Origin of the sequence: Sphingobacterium sp. WM (genome assembly GCF_029542465.1) — a bacterium.
GTDB classification, from domain to species: domain Bacteria; phylum Bacteroidota; class Bacteroidia; order Sphingobacteriales; family Sphingobacteriaceae; genus Sphingobacterium; species Sphingobacterium cellulitidis.
The window spans coordinates 837297-853111 of the sequence record NZ_CP120709.1; the positions used below are offsets into that span (position 1 = coordinate 837297).

General features: G+C 37.4%; 16 protein-coding genes. 6 read left to right on the forward strand and 10 right to left on the reverse strand.

What is annotated here, in order from left to right:
- Positions 1 to 138: 138 nt before the first annotated feature.
- Entirely contained in the window at positions 139 to 669 is a 531-nt protein-coding gene (locus tag PZ892_RS03630) for a hypothetical protein (protein WP_182499250.1), read from the reverse strand.
- A 158-nt stretch (positions 670 to 827) separates the two neighbouring features.
- On the opposite strand from PZ892_RS03630, the gene PZ892_RS03635 reads away from it, so the two are divergent.
- On the forward strand, positions 828 to 1214 hold the full coding sequence (locus PZ892_RS03635; protein ID WP_182499251.1) for a diacylglycerol kinase family protein: 387 nt from the start codon (positions 828 to 830) through the stop codon (positions 1212 to 1214).
- A gap of 2 nt (positions 1215 to 1216) precedes the next feature.
- Here the strand turns inward: PZ892_RS03635 and PZ892_RS03640 are convergent, their stop codons facing one another.
- Positions 1217 to 2512: a serine hydrolase gene (locus tag PZ892_RS03640; protein ID WP_182499252.1), complete on the reverse strand. Its 1296-nt coding sequence runs from the start codon at positions 2510 to 2512 to the stop codon at positions 1217 to 1219.
- Positions 2513 to 2571: 59 nt separating this feature from the next.
- Positions 2572 to 3438, reverse strand: a complete 867-nt coding sequence (locus tag PZ892_RS03645) for an AraC family transcriptional regulator (RefSeq protein ID WP_182499253.1) — start codon at positions 3436 to 3438, stop codon at positions 2572 to 2574.
- Positions 3439 to 3619: 181 nt separating this feature from the next.
- On the opposite strand from PZ892_RS03645, the gene PZ892_RS03650 reads away from it, so the two are divergent.
- From PZ892_RS03650 to PZ892_RS03670, 5 genes are all read left to right on the forward strand, one after another.
- Positions 3620 to 4045 carry an L-rhamnose mutarotase gene (locus PZ892_RS03650; RefSeq protein ID WP_182499254.1) on the forward strand — a complete coding sequence of 142 codons (426 nt, stop codon included), beginning with the start codon at positions 3620 to 3622 and terminating at the stop codon, positions 4043 to 4045.
- 239 nt (positions 4046 to 4284) lie between these two features.
- Positions 4285 to 5331, forward strand: a complete 1047-nt coding sequence (locus PZ892_RS03655; RefSeq protein WP_182499255.1) for an alpha-L-fucosidase — start codon at positions 4285 to 4287, stop codon at positions 5329 to 5331.
- Positions 5332 to 5367: 36 nt separating this feature from the next.
- Positions 5368 to 6588, forward strand: coding sequence for an enolase C-terminal domain-like protein (locus PZ892_RS03660; RefSeq protein ID WP_182499256.1), 1221 nt, complete (start codon positions 5368 to 5370; stop codon positions 6586 to 6588).
- A 5-nt stretch (positions 6589 to 6593) separates the two neighbouring features.
- On the forward strand, positions 6594 to 8237 hold the full coding sequence (locus PZ892_RS03665; protein WP_182499257.1) for a sodium:solute symporter: 1644 nt from the start codon (positions 6594 to 6596) through the stop codon (positions 8235 to 8237).
- Positions 8238 to 8248: 11 nt separating this feature from the next.
- On the forward strand, positions 8249 to 9025 hold the full coding sequence (locus PZ892_RS03670) for an SDR family oxidoreductase (protein WP_277712096.1): 777 nt from the start codon (positions 8249 to 8251) through the stop codon (positions 9023 to 9025).
- Positions 9026 to 9033: 8 nt separating this feature from the next.
- Here the strand turns inward: PZ892_RS03670 and PZ892_RS03675 are convergent, their stop codons facing one another.
- The 7 genes from PZ892_RS03675 to PZ892_RS03705 form a co-directional block, all read right to left on the reverse strand.
- Positions 9034 to 9552, reverse strand: a complete 519-nt coding sequence (locus tag PZ892_RS03675) for a hypothetical protein (protein ID WP_182499259.1) — start codon at positions 9550 to 9552, stop codon at positions 9034 to 9036.
- A gap of 307 nt (positions 9553 to 9859) precedes the next feature.
- Positions 9860 to 10399, reverse strand: a complete 540-nt coding sequence (locus tag PZ892_RS03680; RefSeq protein ID WP_182499260.1) for a dihydrofolate reductase family protein — start codon at positions 10397 to 10399, stop codon at positions 9860 to 9862.
- 18 nt (positions 10400 to 10417) lie between these two features.
- On the reverse strand, positions 10418 to 12007 hold the full coding sequence (locus PZ892_RS03685) for an ABC-F family ATP-binding cassette domain-containing protein (RefSeq protein WP_182499261.1): 1590 nt from the start codon (positions 12005 to 12007) through the stop codon (positions 10418 to 10420).
- A gap of 153 nt (positions 12008 to 12160) precedes the next feature.
- On the reverse strand, positions 12161 to 12763 hold the full coding sequence (locus tag PZ892_RS03690) for an alpha-ketoglutarate-dependent dioxygenase AlkB (protein WP_182499262.1): 603 nt from the start codon (positions 12761 to 12763) through the stop codon (positions 12161 to 12163).
- A complete protein-coding gene (locus PZ892_RS03695; protein WP_182499263.1) occupies positions 12750 to 13616 on the reverse strand; it encodes a methylated-DNA--[protein]-cysteine S-methyltransferase in 867 nt (288 codons plus the stop codon). The genes PZ892_RS03690 and PZ892_RS03695 overlap by 14 nt, the downstream gene beginning before the upstream one ends.
- A gap of 166 nt (positions 13617 to 13782) precedes the next feature.
- Positions 13783 to 14526: a glucose 1-dehydrogenase gene (locus PZ892_RS03700; RefSeq protein ID WP_182499264.1), complete on the reverse strand. Its 744-nt coding sequence runs from the start codon at positions 14524 to 14526 to the stop codon at positions 13783 to 13785.
- Between the two features lie 212 nt (positions 14527 to 14738).
- Entirely contained in the window at positions 14739 to 15803 is a 1065-nt protein-coding gene (locus PZ892_RS03705) for an AI-2E family transporter (RefSeq protein ID WP_094255223.1), read from the reverse strand.
- Positions 15804 to 15815 lie beyond the last annotated feature (12 nt).

Below are 15815 nucleotides of genomic sequence, written 5' to 3' on the forward strand. Positions count from 1 at the left end.
ATTAATTTTTTAAAGCAATAGGAATAGAACGTAATTAACACGAAGATTCTAGAGAATATATTCTCCTTTTTTAAAAACTACCTGAAAAGAAAAGAATGCTATTGAGCAGCAGTTAAATCATTATTATCAATGATGTATTTATTTATTGAATTTCACTGATTTATCCATGACTATAAATTTAAGATTGACATGTTTATTGTCCTTGGATTTCAATTCAATTTTATTTTCCTTTTTTAATTTTTTATAAAATTTTCCTAGGTCTTGTTGCGAGATTTTGGTCTTGGAATCAAGATAGAAAAGAATTTTATTGATTACTCCTTGGCCATCTGTTGAAATAACCATTTGGATATATTCGCCATCATTTTTTAAAGTTTCGTAATTTCTGAACAGAGGTAACAATGAATTATAATCATAGGAATCATGGATTTCCAAGGTCCTTAAAATTTCTTCCGTAGAAGTTCCATTTATGTTTTCTGGATTTGTTGAGATTTCAGGACCATCTTTTGGGGTAATTAATAACTCTTCTTCGTTGTCAGGGAGTTCTGAAACTTCAAATTTTGTTCCTTTAAAGGTGAAAACTCCAGGTTTTATAGGACTTTGGCTTTTTCCATAAGAGGAAATAAGAATGAATAAAGAAGTAAATAATATGCTTAATAACTTACTGTTCATTTTATTGCGATTTATGTAAATGTTTCCTCAATATAAGAAATAATCCAGGAAATTGCTGAAGCTCTTTGACTTGGGGAAATAAATCTTTTCAATCAGCAATCCCATCTTATAATTTAATACCTTTGAAATATTCATCAAATTAACCTATAGAAGATCAGATGTCGAAAGAGAAAGAATCTTTTAGTATTCAAAAGCGGGTAAAAAGTTTCGGGTACTCCATTGCAGGGTTGAAACATCTTTTTTTATATGAGCATAATGCAAGAATCCATTTTATTGCAGCTGTACTGGTTATTCTTGCGGGATGGTATTTTGAGGTGAGTAGGATGGAATGGTTGGCAATTGTATTGTGTATAGGCTTGGTTATTATTACAGAAACACTAAATACAGCGATAGAGGTTGTTTGTGATTATTTATCTCCAGATTTTCATCCGAAGATTAAAATAATAAAAGACCTGGCTTCCGGGGCGGTTTTGGTCAGCGCTATGACTGCGGTGGTCATAGCAGCAATAATTTTTATTCCTAAACTATTGCTGCTAATCTATTAATATTATTTTTTCATTAAGTAATTTGCTACTGCTTCATAAGCTGGCAGGGAATGGGCATCGTTGGCTGTATTGCTTGCTACCGGATGGGAGGCAAGTCGAACCAATACCATTTCGGCAGTTGGGTCGATATAAATGGTTTGTCCATGTACTCCTCGAGCACAGAAAGCTCCATTTTTGTTATTAGAGATCCACCACATATTTCTATAGCTCCAATTTTTCAGGTTTGTATAGCCGGCTTTTGCAAAATCAGATTGTTTTCCACCCTTTCGAATATCTTCAATCACTTCCTTTTTTAAGATTTGCTTGCCATTAAAATTCCCGTTATTTCGGATCATTTCTCCGAACATGGCTAAGTCCCTTAAATTGGCATTAAATCCGCCACCTGCGAAGGCAATTCCGGAACGGTCGATTTGGTAATAGCCATCATGATGCGCTCCAATAGGTTGCCATATTTTTTCGGAAAGCAGTTCAGGGATACTTTTCCCGGTTGCCCTACTGATGATCCAGCCCATTGCATCGGTATTGATGGTTTTATATCCGAATGCTTCACCATGTTTCCCAGCTTTTTTAACGGTTTCCAAAAATTCATAATAATTTTTTGGGCCATTATATCCTTCAGGAACAGGAACAGGATTTCCAGCAGCGGAGAAGACCCAGATATCTGCTTTGGGATCAGCATAATCTTCACTGTAATCCAGGGAGGTGGTCATATCTAGAACTTGTCTTATTGTAGCATCTCCGAAGGCTGAATTCTTGAGTTCGGGCACATAATCCTGCACTAACTTATTTTCATCCAGCACGCCCTCAGCGACCAAACTAGCGCCCAAGGTTCCGGTAAAGGTTTTACTAACGGACATTACAGCATGAGTTCCCTCTTGATCCAGTTCAGCGAAATATTTTTCATAGACAATTTTCCCTTTGTGGAGAATAATCAATCCATCGGTATAGTTTATTCCCAAGGACTCTTGAAATGATACTGGTTTTGTTTCTCCTAAAGGAATAAAACTTAATTGGTCAATATCATTATCAATGTTGCTTTGAAATGTATAGGGAGTGCTGTAGTTCGCTCTGACAACTTTAGTTGGCATGAACTCTCGCATGTGGCATACGCTATAACGGAGGCCAGGAAATTGAAAGAAACTTCCATCAAATAAGGATAAGGTACTGTCTTTTGCCGGAGGAGAACCCTTCATCCAGCCCATAGTTTTAGGGTTGGATTGTTCAGCGTTTAAATAGTTTTGTGCGCTCAATGAAGTACAGATTGTAATATGAAGTAAACAGAATAATAACTTTTTCATTTTGTTCAAAGTTAAGCTATATTGAACTAATAGAGGAAAGTCAAAAAATGTTTTACTCTTTATTTGAATATTTGGGACTTGTATTCCGTTGGGGTAATGCCTTTTACAGATTTGAATATTTTATTGAAATTGGAAAGGCTATTGAAACCACATTCATAGGCAATATTGGTAATCTGTATGCTATTTTCAGCAATCATTTTACAGGCCTCACTAATCCTAACTTCGTTTACAAACTGTATAAAGGTCTTCTGTGTCCTAGATTTGAAGTAGCGGCAGAAGGCATGTTTAGACATACTTGACATATCCGAGACATCGGATAAGAGAATCTCCTTAGGATAGTTGTCAAATACATACTTAAATACTCTTTCGATTTTATTGTTATCGATCGGATTATAATTATTGGTATAGCCTGTACTTGAGATGGATTCGTATTCAGAGCAATTGAGTAGAATTTCGATGATTTCGATAAGTAAGATTGTCTTTTGAGGGCCATAAGGAAGTTTAACAATCTTCACAAGTTTCTTTTTGAGTTCATCTTTAGTTTTACCATAAAAGATCAACCCTCTTTTAGAGAGGTTAAAGAAAGCTTCTAATTTCGAGGTGTTAAAAAACTGAGCAAAAGCCTGAACAATGAGAGCAGGTTCAATATAAAGAGCCAAAGATTTGGCTTCATTGTGCGTTGGGGTATTTATTTGGTCGTTGTGCCACACATGGGGGAGGTCAGAACCAATGAATGTCAGTTCGTCTTTTAGGAAACGATCTACGTTGTCACCAATAATCCTTTTACCTTCACTTTTGACGATATATGTCATTTGACAAGCGCTGTGGAAATGGAATTCTGTTGAGAAAAATGGTCTATTCACCTCTCTTGTCGCGAAGGTAGCAATTTCGGAACCTTCTAATATTTTGGCATAAACAGGTTTCATTTTTCGATAGATTGGTGGTTATTATTGCCTCCAATATACTTGAAATAGTTCGATTATCGAAAAAGATAAACTACATGTTAATATAGTGTTGGTATTTGTTAATACTGGCAAAGTTCAGTAATGGAGTTTATATTATTTTCGTGTATTCTATTTTCATAGACAAGACATTTAACGAATTGATATGTGGGGAAAAATTAACCTAAACCTACTTTTTATTGGATTAATCTCTTTCCTCATATCAATTTCGTGTCAATCTGAAAAGCATCAAGTCTTACGATATGCATCAATTACAGGCTTGAAGTCAAATAAAGTAGATGAATATAAAAAGTTGCATGCTGCTGTTTGGCCTTCAGTTTTAAAGAAGTTGAAAGATTGCCAAATACAGAATTACTCGATATACCTAAAGGAAATAAAAGGAGAATTTTTTCTCTTCAGTTACTTCGAATATACTGGAGATAATTTTGAGCAGGACATGGAAAAAATGGCTGCTGATCCGGAGACGCAAAAGTGGTGGAAAGAAACAGATCCCTGTCAAATTCCGTTGGATGATGCGAAGTCAAAAGGTGAGGTTTGGTCAGGAATGGAAGAGGTCTTCCATATGGAATAATGCACAAGAGTTAGTTAGTCAATATAGTTTTTAATTTGGTTTAAATCCACCTTGGGGAAGGTGGATTTTTCTTTTTATGAAACTTTTTAAAACTTGAAAATTATCCATTATTCGGTCTAATAAGGTTTCTTTCTATTAAAAAACAAGTCAATATAGTTGCAATACCAGGCAATATAGTTTATACCCTAAATCGTTTTTGAAAATACCTTTGGGAATAAATCTAAAGAAATCTTTCAATTATGAAGTTAAGAGCTCAATTAACCATGGTCTTGCTGGCAATATTAGGGCAAGCAATAGGCCAAGAGAAAGGGATTTTACCCATCTCATCGACTACAGCCAATAAATTTCAGGTAGATCAGATCAATAGGAAATATGGCATGTTTATCCATTTTGGGATCAATACTTTTCATGATCAAGAATGGACGGATGGTTCTAAGCCTGCCAGTAGTTATAATCCATCGACCATTGATGCGAAACAATGGGTTGCTACAGCAAAGGCTGCTGGAATGAAACATATTATTCTGGTTTCCAAACACCATGAAGGCTTCTGTTTATGGGACAGCAAGTATACTGACTATGATGTTGCGAGTTCGCCAAATAAAACCAATGTGGTTGAAGAAGTTGCGAAGGAGTGTAAAAAGCAAGGGGTCAAACTGGGGCTTTATTATTCCTTATGGGATAGGAAACAAAATGCTGATGTTAAAGATGTAAAGGCGGATAAAGCCTATAATGAGTATTTATTGAAGCAGCTTGAGGAATTATTGTCCATCACCGGGAAGTATGGACATATTGTAGAACTCTGGTTAGATGGCGGCTGGGAAAAGGAAAATTATCGTTGGCCTACTCAGGAGATTTATTCCTTAGTAAAAAGTAAAACTCCAGAATGTCAGATTGGTATCAACTGGAGTATAGGCCTTCCAGAAAATGTCGATAAACATCCTGTCCTCCCAAATGATCAAAAGGACTATTTCCCGATTCGATATTTCCCGAGTGATTTCAGGCTTGGTGATCCATATTTACCTCATAATCCAGATCCTAAATTATTTGTAGCACAGGGTAATGTTTATTACATGCCATTTGAAACTACTGTTGTTCTTGGAGAGCGATGGTTTTATAACACGACGGATAAGAAATACAAAACCCTGGATGAATTGGAGGATATTTACCATAAGGCTACTAGTCAAGATAATATCCTTATTCTGAATGTTGGTCCGAATCGGGAAGGTCGGGTAAAAGATGGGGATGTTGATATATTAATGAAATTGAAAGACAAACTTAAACTATAAAAAATTTAATCACCTAAACTAAAAACTAAACCTAAAATGATTTTAAAGTATAACATCCAGGACAAAAGGTTTCCACTGAGTACTGGGGCGGGCAGCGATGCGATTCATAAGGATCCGATTTATTCCTATGCAGTAACCCAATTAGTGGATGAAGCCGGGCGGGTTGGAACTGGTCTTGCCTTCACTATAGGGGCTGGCAATGAATTGGTATGCCAGGCGGCGGCCTTCTATGCGGAGAAGCTTAAGGGGCGTGATATTGAAGAGTTGATGTCCAATTTTGGGCAGGTCTTCAATGAATTGAGCAATGAGCAGCAATTCCGTTGGCTTGGTCCACAGAAAGGGGTTGTTCATCTCGCCCTTGCCTCTATTACCAATGCATGTTATGATCTCTGGGCAAAGACTCGTGGAGTTCCATTATGGAAACTCTTGATTGATTTGTCTGCGAAAGACTTGGTCAATACCTTGGATTTATCTTATCTGGAAGATGAACTGAGTAAAGAGGAAGCCCTCCATTTATTGGAAGAAAATCTGATGACGCGAGAAAATCGGATGGGGATTTTGGAAACTGGATATCAAGGCTACGATACATCAGTAGGATGGTTTAATTATTCAGATGAACAGGTTCGAATAAATTGTAAGAAAGCCATTGATAATGGTTTTTCGGCGATGAAATTAAAGGTAGGTAGTAAGGATGCCTTACGGGATATTCGTCGGGCAAATATAGTACGTGAGGTTGCGGGAGATGATGCGAAAGTGATGTTGGACGCGAATCAACAATGGACTTTTCCTCAAGCAGTTTCAATTTGCCAAGAATTGAAGGAGATGAATCCTTATTGGGTGGAAGAACCCACGCATCCTGATGATGTTCTAGCTCATCAGAAGTTGGCAAAAATGGTATCGCCCATAAAAATAGCTATGGGAGAGCATGTGCCGAATAAGGTTTTATTTAAGAATTATCTTCAATTGGGTGCCGCTGGTTTTATACAGGTTGATGCGGTTCGAGTAGGTGGGGTGAGTGAATTTCTGACTGTGAGCCTATTGGCACGAAAATTTAATATACCAGTAGTACCCCATGTTGGCGATATGGGTCAGTTGCATCAGCACCTTGTACTTTTCAATCATGTGAACTTGGGACATGAGGCTCTATTTTTGGAGCATATTCCGCATTTGAGATCTCATTTTGTACATCCAGTTAGGCTGGAAGACGGTGTTTATAAAACCCCAATGGAAGTTGGGAGCAGTTGTGATTTAATCTAAAGGCGATGTTGGGAGGCATAGATTTAGGCATATCGATATTTTATATCTTATTTATTCTAGCCGTTGGAATATGGGCCGGGATGAATAAAAAAGGTAAAAGTCAGGTCAATACTGCTGCTGGATACTTTCTGGCAGGTAAGTCATTGCGTTGGCCGGCAATCGGATTGGCTTTATTTGCCACCAATATTTCGACTGTTCATCTGGTAAGCTTAGCACAGAGTGGTTTTGATACTGGCTTATTGAATGGGAATTTTGAGTGGATGGCAGCATTTACACTGATTTTATTGGCTCTATTTTTTGTTCCCTTTTATTTAAAGTCAGGAGTTGCCACGCTGCCAGATTTTTTGGAGAGACGCTATGATCGAGCGAGTAGGGATTGGTTGACTTGGATATCCATAGTTTCAGCCATCGTGATCCATATTGCTTTTTCGATGTTAGCGGGCGGGATAGTCCTCAAGACCCTATTTGGGTTTAATATGTATCTGAGTATTGGTATGATCTGCATTATTACGGGTTTGTATACCATATTAGGAGGCCTAAAGGCGGTAGTTGTCACCGAGTCTATTCAAACTCTTGTATTATTAATAGGCGCATTTATAATAACCTATGCTGCATTTGATAAAATGGGAGGCTGGCAAACCATGCGCGAAGTACTGGATATGGAAGGGCAGATGGAACGACTTTCGATGTTGAGGCCAAGTGGAGATGCTAGTGGGATGCCATGGCAAGCGGTAATTTTAGGTTATCCGATTTTAGGAATCTGGTATTGGTGTGCTGATCAGACTATCGTTCAAAGAGTTCTAGGTGCGAAGGATGAGAATCATGGTCGAGTAGGGGCTTTATTCTGTGGGTTTTTGAAAATCTTGCCGGTTTTTATTTTCGTTCTGCCAGGTCTTTTTGCATTTACATTATTTAAGTCAGGTCATCTGGATTTAACGAGTTTAGGAATGGATGCAGCAGGGAATGTGAATTCAAAAGGAATCTACACCTTGATGATTACCCAACTCTTACCTTCAGGACTCATTGGGGTTTTAGTTGCAGCCTTGCTTTCCGGATTAATGAGTCAGATTTCAGGAGCTTTAAACTCCATTTCTACCATGGTAAGCTATGATATCTATAAGCAAAAGAAACCTGATGCTACCGATAAGCAATTAATCAGAACTGGGAAAATTTCAGCAGTTTTTGCCATGATTTTATCCCTGGCATTATTGCCCTTGCTAGATAAATATGAATCTATTTTCAACGGGATCAATGATGTGATTGCCCATATAGCACCGCCTATTACCTGTGTGTTTTTATTGGGTGTATTCTGGAAAAAAGCATCTGCAGTCTCCTCGAAATGGACCTTATGGATAGGTTCCATCTTAGGACTTTTGGTCTTTTCGGTCAATAAACTGATGCCGGAATCTTTGATAGGTCATATTCCATTTATGATGATGACCTTTTATCTTTTCATCGTTTGTGTAATTATCCAAGTTACCCTTTCACTTATTTTTCCGGTTCAACATACTGCAGAAAGTCAACAATTGTATTGGAAAAATCCTTTGGATCCCTTACGTGGAGAAGCTTGGAAAGGAATTGGAAACTATAGATTGTTATCAGGACTATTGCTAGGAATGGTGATATTCCTTTATATTGTATTCAGGTAAAAATGAAAGCTATGGCTGAATTAAATGGGAAAGTGATATTAATTACTGGCGGAACTGCAGGAATAGGGTTGGAATGTGTCAAAGCCTATGTGGCTACAGGAGCTTTGGTGACTTTCGTTGGTTTGGATACGGAATCCGTTGAAAAAACCATAGAATTACTTCCTGAGGGTCATTTGGGGATAGTGGGAGATGTGACAAAAGCGAATGAAGTAGAGTTGATGATAGAAAGGACCATAGAGCAATATGGCAGGATTGATGTTGTTCACAATAATGCAGGATTAGCGAGTCCTTCAAAACCACTACATGAAACCAATGATGAGGAATGGGATCTTTTAATGCAAGTGAATGTGAAAAGCATTCTGTTGACTACTCGCTATGCTTATCCCCACCTGAAAATGAGTAAAGGCTGTATTTTGAATACCAGTAGTTTGGTGGGTGAAATTGGTCAAGATAACCATGCTGCCTATGCAGGAACCAAAGGAGCCGTCAATGCATTGACGAAGTCTATGGCGATAGACTATGCGAAGGATGGTATTAGGGTTAATTCGGTGATGCCGGCAGCGGTAATGACTCCAATGCTTAAGAATTGGATTGAGGAGCAGCCGAATCCGGAGAATATGGTTGGATTTTTAAATGATATTCACTTGTTAGGATATTGTCCTGAAGGAAATGTCATTGCTGATGTTTGTGTTTTTTTGATTTCTGAGAAGGCAGGATTTATTACAGGTGTGAATTTGCCAGTCAGCGGTGGAGCAGAATTAGGATATAGAAGAATTGAGAAGGGTTAAGTCTTGGGTTATTTTACAGGTTTGAAAGTCATCACTGTATTATAGCCATGCATCACTGAATCATTTTTGAGTTTCAGAGTCAACTCATCCTCAGAGAGGCTAATGATTTTATAGCTGCTATGAATAATCAAAGAATCTGAAGAAATATTCATCTTATTGAGTACCTTTTCATTGACACGGTAGGAAAGGGTTATTGTAGAGTCAAGTCCATTAAAAGTATAATCGCCCCAATATTCTGAAGTACGTATAGCTAATGGGTTCATACGGCTTTGGGCGTCCATATTTCCTTTTACAGAATCTTGAACGATATGACTATACTGTGTTCCGGTAAAACTTAGGGTGGTAGTCCGATTGTAGTGTTCAGGATTGCTGTTATCAGTAAAAACTTCATCGATCAGAACATTGTTTTTCCAGATGTATTTTTCCAATAAGGCTTTGTTGAATTCACCATCAACAGGGGACATATCTTCCTCCTTACACCCAAATAAGAGTGTGATAATAAAAAAGAGTAGGATTTTTCCTTTCATGTTAATTCCCCAATTGGTGAAAATAATGGTATTCCGGTTAATTTACTTTGATTAATTAAATTTACGTCAAAGTCTTTTGTTATCAAACACTTAACTGATTTTTTTGTTTGAATGGATTGATATTCAAATTTATATGTGCTCTCAATCCGAAAGCAAATGTGGTAATTTTCTTTTAAGAAATAAAATATTTCTGAAATTAAATTGATAAATGCCTTCAAAACAATTATGCAGAATCAGCAATATCTAATTAATATTTCCAGGTCTTAGATTAGCCAAGATACATTTGAGTTTTCTTTTATTCTGATACTTAGTATATTACGGAATAGTGAATAACCATCATGTTGTTGTCATACTCCTTTTGGTCAATACGGGTTAGGGAATAACTTTGATTTATATCCTCAAACAATTTGGTTCCTGATCCAACTATCACAGGATTTAATTTTATTTTAACCTCGTCCAGAAGTTTATTTTTCAAGAGCCAGCCAGCTAATTTTCCGCCACCACATAAATAGATGTCCGAATCAGCTGTTTGTTTTAATTCTTTAATTCGATTAACATCGAGGGCTAATATTTTGACTTGTTCATGGAGTTTTTCAATCTTTAAATTGTTGGAGAGGATATATTGAGTCATATGTCCATAAGTTGGAGAAGGTTCTCCAGGTTTAACACCAAATTGATATCCAAATTCATAAGTATTCCTTCCCATCAAGACATGTTTAAATTCCTGGAGATCATTGATATATTCCTGAACGGCTTCACCTTCATAGGTAAAGGCACTAACATCGTCATTGGGACCAGAAATAAACCCGTCAATGGAGGTTGCAACGTAATAAATAATCTTTCTCATATGGTTTCCTTTCTGAATTTATGTTAGGTTAATATTTTGTTTTATTTCGACCTCTTCCAAAAAATATTGATCATGGGAAACCACGATCAAAGTACCGTTAAAAGATTTAATGGCATTGCTAAGTATCTGAATATTCTGAATGTCAATATTGTTTGTAGGTTCATCCAAAATGATTATGTCAGGTGCTTGACTGCTGATATTGAGGCAACATAGTAATAAGCGCATCCGTTCTCCACCACTAAGCATCAGGCAAGATTTATCCCAAGTCTCCTTGGAAAACAAGAATCTGTTCAAACGAATCTTGACTTCATGTTCCATCAAACCAGATTGATTGAAGGATTGTGCCATGTCGTAAATTGAAATTGTCGATTGAATCATGGAATAATCCTGATCCACATATACATATTTAAAGTCATTCTTAGCGATTTGTCCTTCGGATGGAGGGATTTTTCCAATCATCATATTGATCAAACTGCTTTTCCCCGAGCCATTCTTGCCATGTATGGCTAATCGATCTGCATATTTCACCTGAAAACTTAGGTTTTCCTTCCAGAGGTTTCTGTTGTTAATTTTTAAGTTGACTTGTTTGAGGTCGATTAGAGTTTTGCCGATGGTTAATCCAGATTCCTCAAATCCGAATTTCATTTGGTCAATCTCGGGAAGATTGGCTCTAAGTTCTCTTAGGTTTTGATGAATTCCGGATATTTTTTCCTGATGTACACCTTTTAATTTAGAACTGCTACCTTCAGCTTTATTCTTCAATGCGCCCATCAGAATCTTGGGGATCCCTGCTTTTTCCTGTTTCTTCTTGCCACGCGCATTTAATTTGTTCTGTCGTTCCAAGGCTTCTCTTTCCTTTTCTTTTGCTTTTCGAAGTTCTTTTTCCTTTGATTTTACATCATGGTCCAATGCATTTAAGGCAACTTCTTTTTGCTCTGCAAAGAACTCGTAATTGCCACCATACCGGGAAATCCCGGATTTACTCATTTCGGCAATTTCGGGAAGTAAGTTTAACAAAGCCCTGTCATGACTTACTATTAATAAGGTTTTATTGCAAGATTCAATAAACTGATAAAGTTGATTTCGGGAATCTAAGTCCAGGTGATTGCTTGGCTCATCCATCAAAATTATTTCTGGTTCATGAATGGCAATGCCGGCTAGAAAGACTTTCGTTTTTTGTCCGCCACTTAAGGTATTCATTGGACTATCAAAAGCGAAACCAGCTAAACTCCATTGTTCTAAGGCTTGGGAAACCCGATCTTCTATTGTCCAGTCATCATTCAAGATATCCAAGCTATTTTCAGAAAGATTACCTTCCAATATGTCATGGTAAGCCTGGAGTTTATCTGCTATCCCCAATGCCTGTGCTATGGTTTGATCATTGTATCGATCCTGGAGTTGGGGTATATAATAGGGTAAACTACTTGTCTGAATAGTTCCGGAATTTAAATGGACTTCAGTAGCAATGGCCTTGAGTAGGGTAGATTTTCCTACACCATTATTACCGATTAATGCTATTTTCTCCTGATTATTGATAGTCAGGGAGAGATCATGAAATAATACTTCTTTGTTGGGATGAATATATGTTGCGTTCTGAATAATTATCATAAATCCTTTCGCTTTGAGATAAAACCATTGAAAGCTATGAATAGCTTTTGTTGATAGATTGCGGAAAGAATTTGGGTATTACATATATTCTATTTGTGATTTATATTGAGACAAATATAGGAATTATTTTTTTACTCCCTTTTTTCTCAGGTATTACATGTTTTCTATGGTTCTGAAGGTGAGGTTAATCCTGGAGCCATGCACTGTTTTTGTCGGAGGAAGTCGATGCAACCAATGATCTTGGGTTTGATCCTTCATAATCAGCAAGCTGCCACTTTCTAGGAATAGGTCAATTTTTTCTTTGGTTGATTTATGTTTGAAGGAGAACTTTCGTTCGGCGCCAAAGGTAAGAGAGGCTATGGCACCATGTTTTTTCAGGTCCTTCTCGCCATCACTATGCCATGCCATTCCTTCGGAACCATTATGATAAAGATTCAGAAGACAGGAATTAAAAGTTTCACCAGAATGGGATTCAACAAGGGATTTGAGCACTAAGAGATCCTCAGTCCAGGGTAAAGCGATCTTTTGAATATTGGAATAGCTGTATTCAAAGGAACGGTCACCATACCATGCAACCTTTCTTTTTGTTTCAATGTGCCTGCCAAAGATAATTGCCTGATCATTTTTCCATTCAATTCCATGTAGCAATTTCTCAAAATATAACTGCGGCTCCTTACAGATTACACCGTAATAATTCACTGTACCATCATAGGGTAAATGATTTTTGGAAGGCTCTTCGGTATTAAATAGTTTCATGGTGATTTTCAACGTCTGTATGTGCAAATTCCCATCCCAGCATAACAGTTTTTCTCAATGGTTTCCAACGGTAGCCGCCTGTATGTCCAGAGGTTTGGATTACCCTATGACATGGAATTAAATAGGCAATGGGATTACTTCCAATGGCAGTTCCGACGGCACGTGAGGCTGAAGGATTACCAATTTTGGTAGCAATGTCTTTATAGGTGTTTAGCTCGCCAAGCGGGATGGATAATAAAGCCTGCCAAACTTTCAACTGAAATGCCGTCCCCTTAAGGTGTAGTTTTATTCGTTTTAAGGAGTTGTTCTTCGGATCGAATATCGATAATGCTTCAAGATGGATAGGTTGAACCTGCGCGATGAATTCGGCATTCTCGAAAGAATCCTTTAATTCTTTGATTCCTTTTTCATGATCTTCCACAAATGCCAGGAAACAAATTCCTTTTTCAGTGGAAGCAATCAAGCATTGTCCAAAGGGACTGTCCTGAAAGCTATAGGAGATGCTTAACCCTTCTGCACCTTGCTTGAATTCCGCAGGAGTCATTCCTTCAATTTGAACAAACATGTCATGCAACCTACTGGTACTGCTTACTCCAGTCATTAAATGGGTGTCAAACAAAGTCCTTTGTTCCTCTTTCAGTAATTTCTTTGCATAGCTCACCTGGATGTATTGAAGGAATTTTTTGGGACTTGTTCCCACCCAATCCGAGAATAAACGTTGAAAATGAAAGGGGCTTAGATGAACATGTTCCGCAATTTCCTCCAAACTAGGCTTATCCTGGAAATTATCCTGGATAAACTGAATTGCTTTGGCAATTCGTTCATAGTTTAATTCTTGTTGCGTCTTTTCCATATTCAAAGATGATAAGTAATGGGATAAATAAAAATCCGATTCTTGCTAAGTTACGAGAAAATGAAAACCTAAAAGAGTGCATTTTATGGTTATAAGATTAAATATCATTCAATAAAAATGGGCACTGAAAAAATCAAATGCCCATTTTTTTATCTCGCCCTCAAGTTTATCTCGCCAAATAACCACCATCTACCGGATAGTAGGATGCGGTTACGAAGGAAGCTTTATCTGAAGCTAGCCATAATGCTAATTCAGCAACTTCCTCTGGTTTTCCAAGTCTTTGAAAAGCATGTTGAGTTTCTAAAAATTTTAAGGAATCAGGATCCAGATTGTCATCCACTAAAGGGGTGGAGATAAATCCGGGTCCAATGGCATTGATTCGAACACCCTTGGTTGCATATTCCCAACCAGCAGTCTGAGTTAAACCAACGACTCCATGTTTTGCAGCAACATAAGCAGAGGATTTTGCAAATCCTACAGCACCTAAGATTGATGCCATATTGATAATACTACCACCTACTTTCTCTATTTCAGGAAGCTGATAATGCATACCATAGAAAACGCCATTTAAGTTGATGTCGATTACTTTTTTCCAAGCTTCAATGGACAGATCAGCTACCGGATTGGATTCACCTCCAATACCCGCATTATTAACGGCGATATGTAGTGCTCCAAAATTCTCTATTGCTGCCTCCACAATTTTTTTATTATCCTCGGCGGAAGATGCATCTGCTTTTATAAAGATTAGATTTCCTTCGCCGTGGTTGTTGATCAAGTCATTGCCTAACTTTTCGTTTAAATCCGCTACAACTACTTTTGCACCTTCTTTAACAAAAAGTTCAACAATTGCTTTGCCTATCCCGGAAGCACCTCCAGTCACGATAGCCACTTTGTCATTTAGTTGTTTCATCTTGTTCTCGTATTATGTTTTAATTAAGATACAAAGAAATGAGCTGCGATTATGTGATGATGGTCATCCAAAAAGCTGATTATGACTTTAATAGGAAAGACCTGTCAAAAGCTTACAATCTTTTGATAAAATTTTGATTTAGTTTCTCTTGCTAGCCCATAATAATGCCGATATGGAATTACAGAATCATTGAAGTATTCTCAAAAAATAGGTTATTCCTTTTTGTCGTATGGATCTCCTGCTAATATTATCGAATCTCCCTTCCCAAATTCATTAGAATACACTTTGATTAACACGCCAACAGATGAAAGAATCAGAGGACCAAAAATCAATCCTAACATCCCAAAAAGTTTTAATCCGAGGAGAACACCAAATACGGTAATTAGAGGAGGGACATTTCCTAAGGTTTTTAGGATAGTGAAACGAAGGATATTATCAATACTTCCAATTAATATGAAACCATACAATAGAATTCCAATTCCATTCGCAGTTTCGCCTCCAGCAAGGGTAATTATGCCGAGTGGCACATAGATAGTCATAGTACCTAAAACGGGAACAATGGATGCAATGCCGGTCAGCATTCCCATTAAAATAAAGTTTTCAACACCGAAGATCCAATAACCTAATACCGCAACCAAGCCTTGGAAGAATCCTAGAATTGGAATTCCGATAGCATTGGAACGAACCATTGAGTCAAATTCTTTCCAGAGTTCTTGTTTACTTTTTGGCGAGAAGGGAACTCCACTAGCGATATATTTTTCCATCTGTCTGCCATAAACCTGCATGAAATACAATACGAATAAGGCGACAATAATATTGATCATTACTTCTGCTACAGAGTTTAATATGCTTGGTACGTATTTGGTAAACCTTTGCAACATCGCTAATAGGGCTTCATCCGACATGTCTATATCCTTTAAGAAAGGCTTATCGGCCATGTATTCCTTGAGGAGATTAAACTGTGATACAATTTTATCGGTATTATTTAGGAAACTGGTTATTTGCGGAACCAAATAATCCACTAATGCCCAAATAGGTAAAACAATAAAGACAATGGAAATCAGAATAAACAAGAGGCTAGTCAAAATCTTATTCCATTTTCTCTTTTCAGTTAGCTTGAAATAACTGTTACGGAAAAGCACATATAAAGTGATAGCACCAAGAAAGCCAGGTAGGTAATAGTAAAGGTTCTTGAAAATTAAAATACAGACCAGAATGATAATTAAAATTAGCATGATCTGGTTGATAGAGTTGTTGTTTATCTGCTTCGTTCTCATATTCGCGGAAAT

What these genes read in the sequence shown, in the direction of transcription:
- PZ892_RS03630 (WP_182499250.1), bottom strand. Translation starts at nt 669, where the DNA reads ATGAACAGTAAGTTATTAAGCATATTATTTACTTCTTTATTCATTCTT.
- PZ892_RS03635 (WP_182499251.1), top strand. Translation starts at nt 828, where the DNA reads ATGTCGAAAGAGAAAGAATCTTTTAGTATTCAAAAGCGGGTAAAAAGT.
- PZ892_RS03640 (WP_182499252.1), bottom strand. Translation starts at nt 2,512, where the DNA reads ATGAAAAAGTTATTATTCTGTTTACTTCATATTACAATCTGTACTTCA.
- PZ892_RS03645 (WP_182499253.1), bottom strand. Translation starts at nt 3,438, where the DNA reads ATGAAACCTGTTTATGCCAAAATATTAGAAGGTTCCGAAATTGCTACC.
- PZ892_RS03650 (WP_182499254.1), top strand. Translation starts at nt 3,620, where the DNA reads ATGTGGGGAAAAATTAACCTAAACCTACTTTTTATTGGATTAATCTCT.
- PZ892_RS03655 (WP_182499255.1), top strand. Translation starts at nt 4,285, where the DNA reads ATGAAGTTAAGAGCTCAATTAACCATGGTCTTGCTGGCAATATTAGGG.
- PZ892_RS03660 (WP_182499256.1), top strand. Translation starts at nt 5,368, where the DNA reads ATGATTTTAAAGTATAACATCCAGGACAAAAGGTTTCCACTGAGTACT.
- PZ892_RS03665 (WP_182499257.1), top strand. Translation starts at nt 6,594, where the DNA reads ATGTTGGGAGGCATAGATTTAGGCATATCGATATTTTATATCTTATTT.
- PZ892_RS03670 (WP_277712096.1), top strand. Translation starts at nt 8,249, where the DNA reads ATGGCTGAATTAAATGGGAAAGTGATATTAATTACTGGCGGAACTGCA.
- PZ892_RS03675 (WP_182499259.1), bottom strand. Translation starts at nt 9,552, where the DNA reads ATGAAAGGAAAAATCCTACTCTTTTTTATTATCACACTCTTATTTGGG.
- PZ892_RS03680 (WP_182499260.1), bottom strand. Translation starts at nt 10,399, where the DNA reads ATGAGAAAGATTATTTATTACGTTGCAACCTCCATTGACGGGTTTATT.
- PZ892_RS03685 (WP_182499261.1), bottom strand. Translation starts at nt 12,007, where the DNA reads ATGATAATTATTCAGAACGCAACATATATTCATCCCAACAAAGAAGTA.
- PZ892_RS03690 (WP_182499262.1), bottom strand. Translation starts at nt 12,763, where the DNA reads ATGAAACTATTTAATACCGAAGAGCCTTCCAAAAATCATTTACCCTAT.
- PZ892_RS03695 (WP_182499263.1), bottom strand. Translation starts at nt 13,616, where the DNA reads ATGGAAAAGACGCAACAAGAATTAAACTATGAACGAATTGCCAAAGCA.
- PZ892_RS03700 (WP_182499264.1), bottom strand. Translation starts at nt 14,526, where the DNA reads ATGAAACAACTAAATGACAAAGTGGCTATCGTGACTGGAGGTGCTTCC.
- PZ892_RS03705 (WP_094255223.1), bottom strand. Translation starts at nt 15,803, where the DNA reads ATGAGAACGAAGCAGATAAACAACAACTCTATCAACCAGATCATGCTA.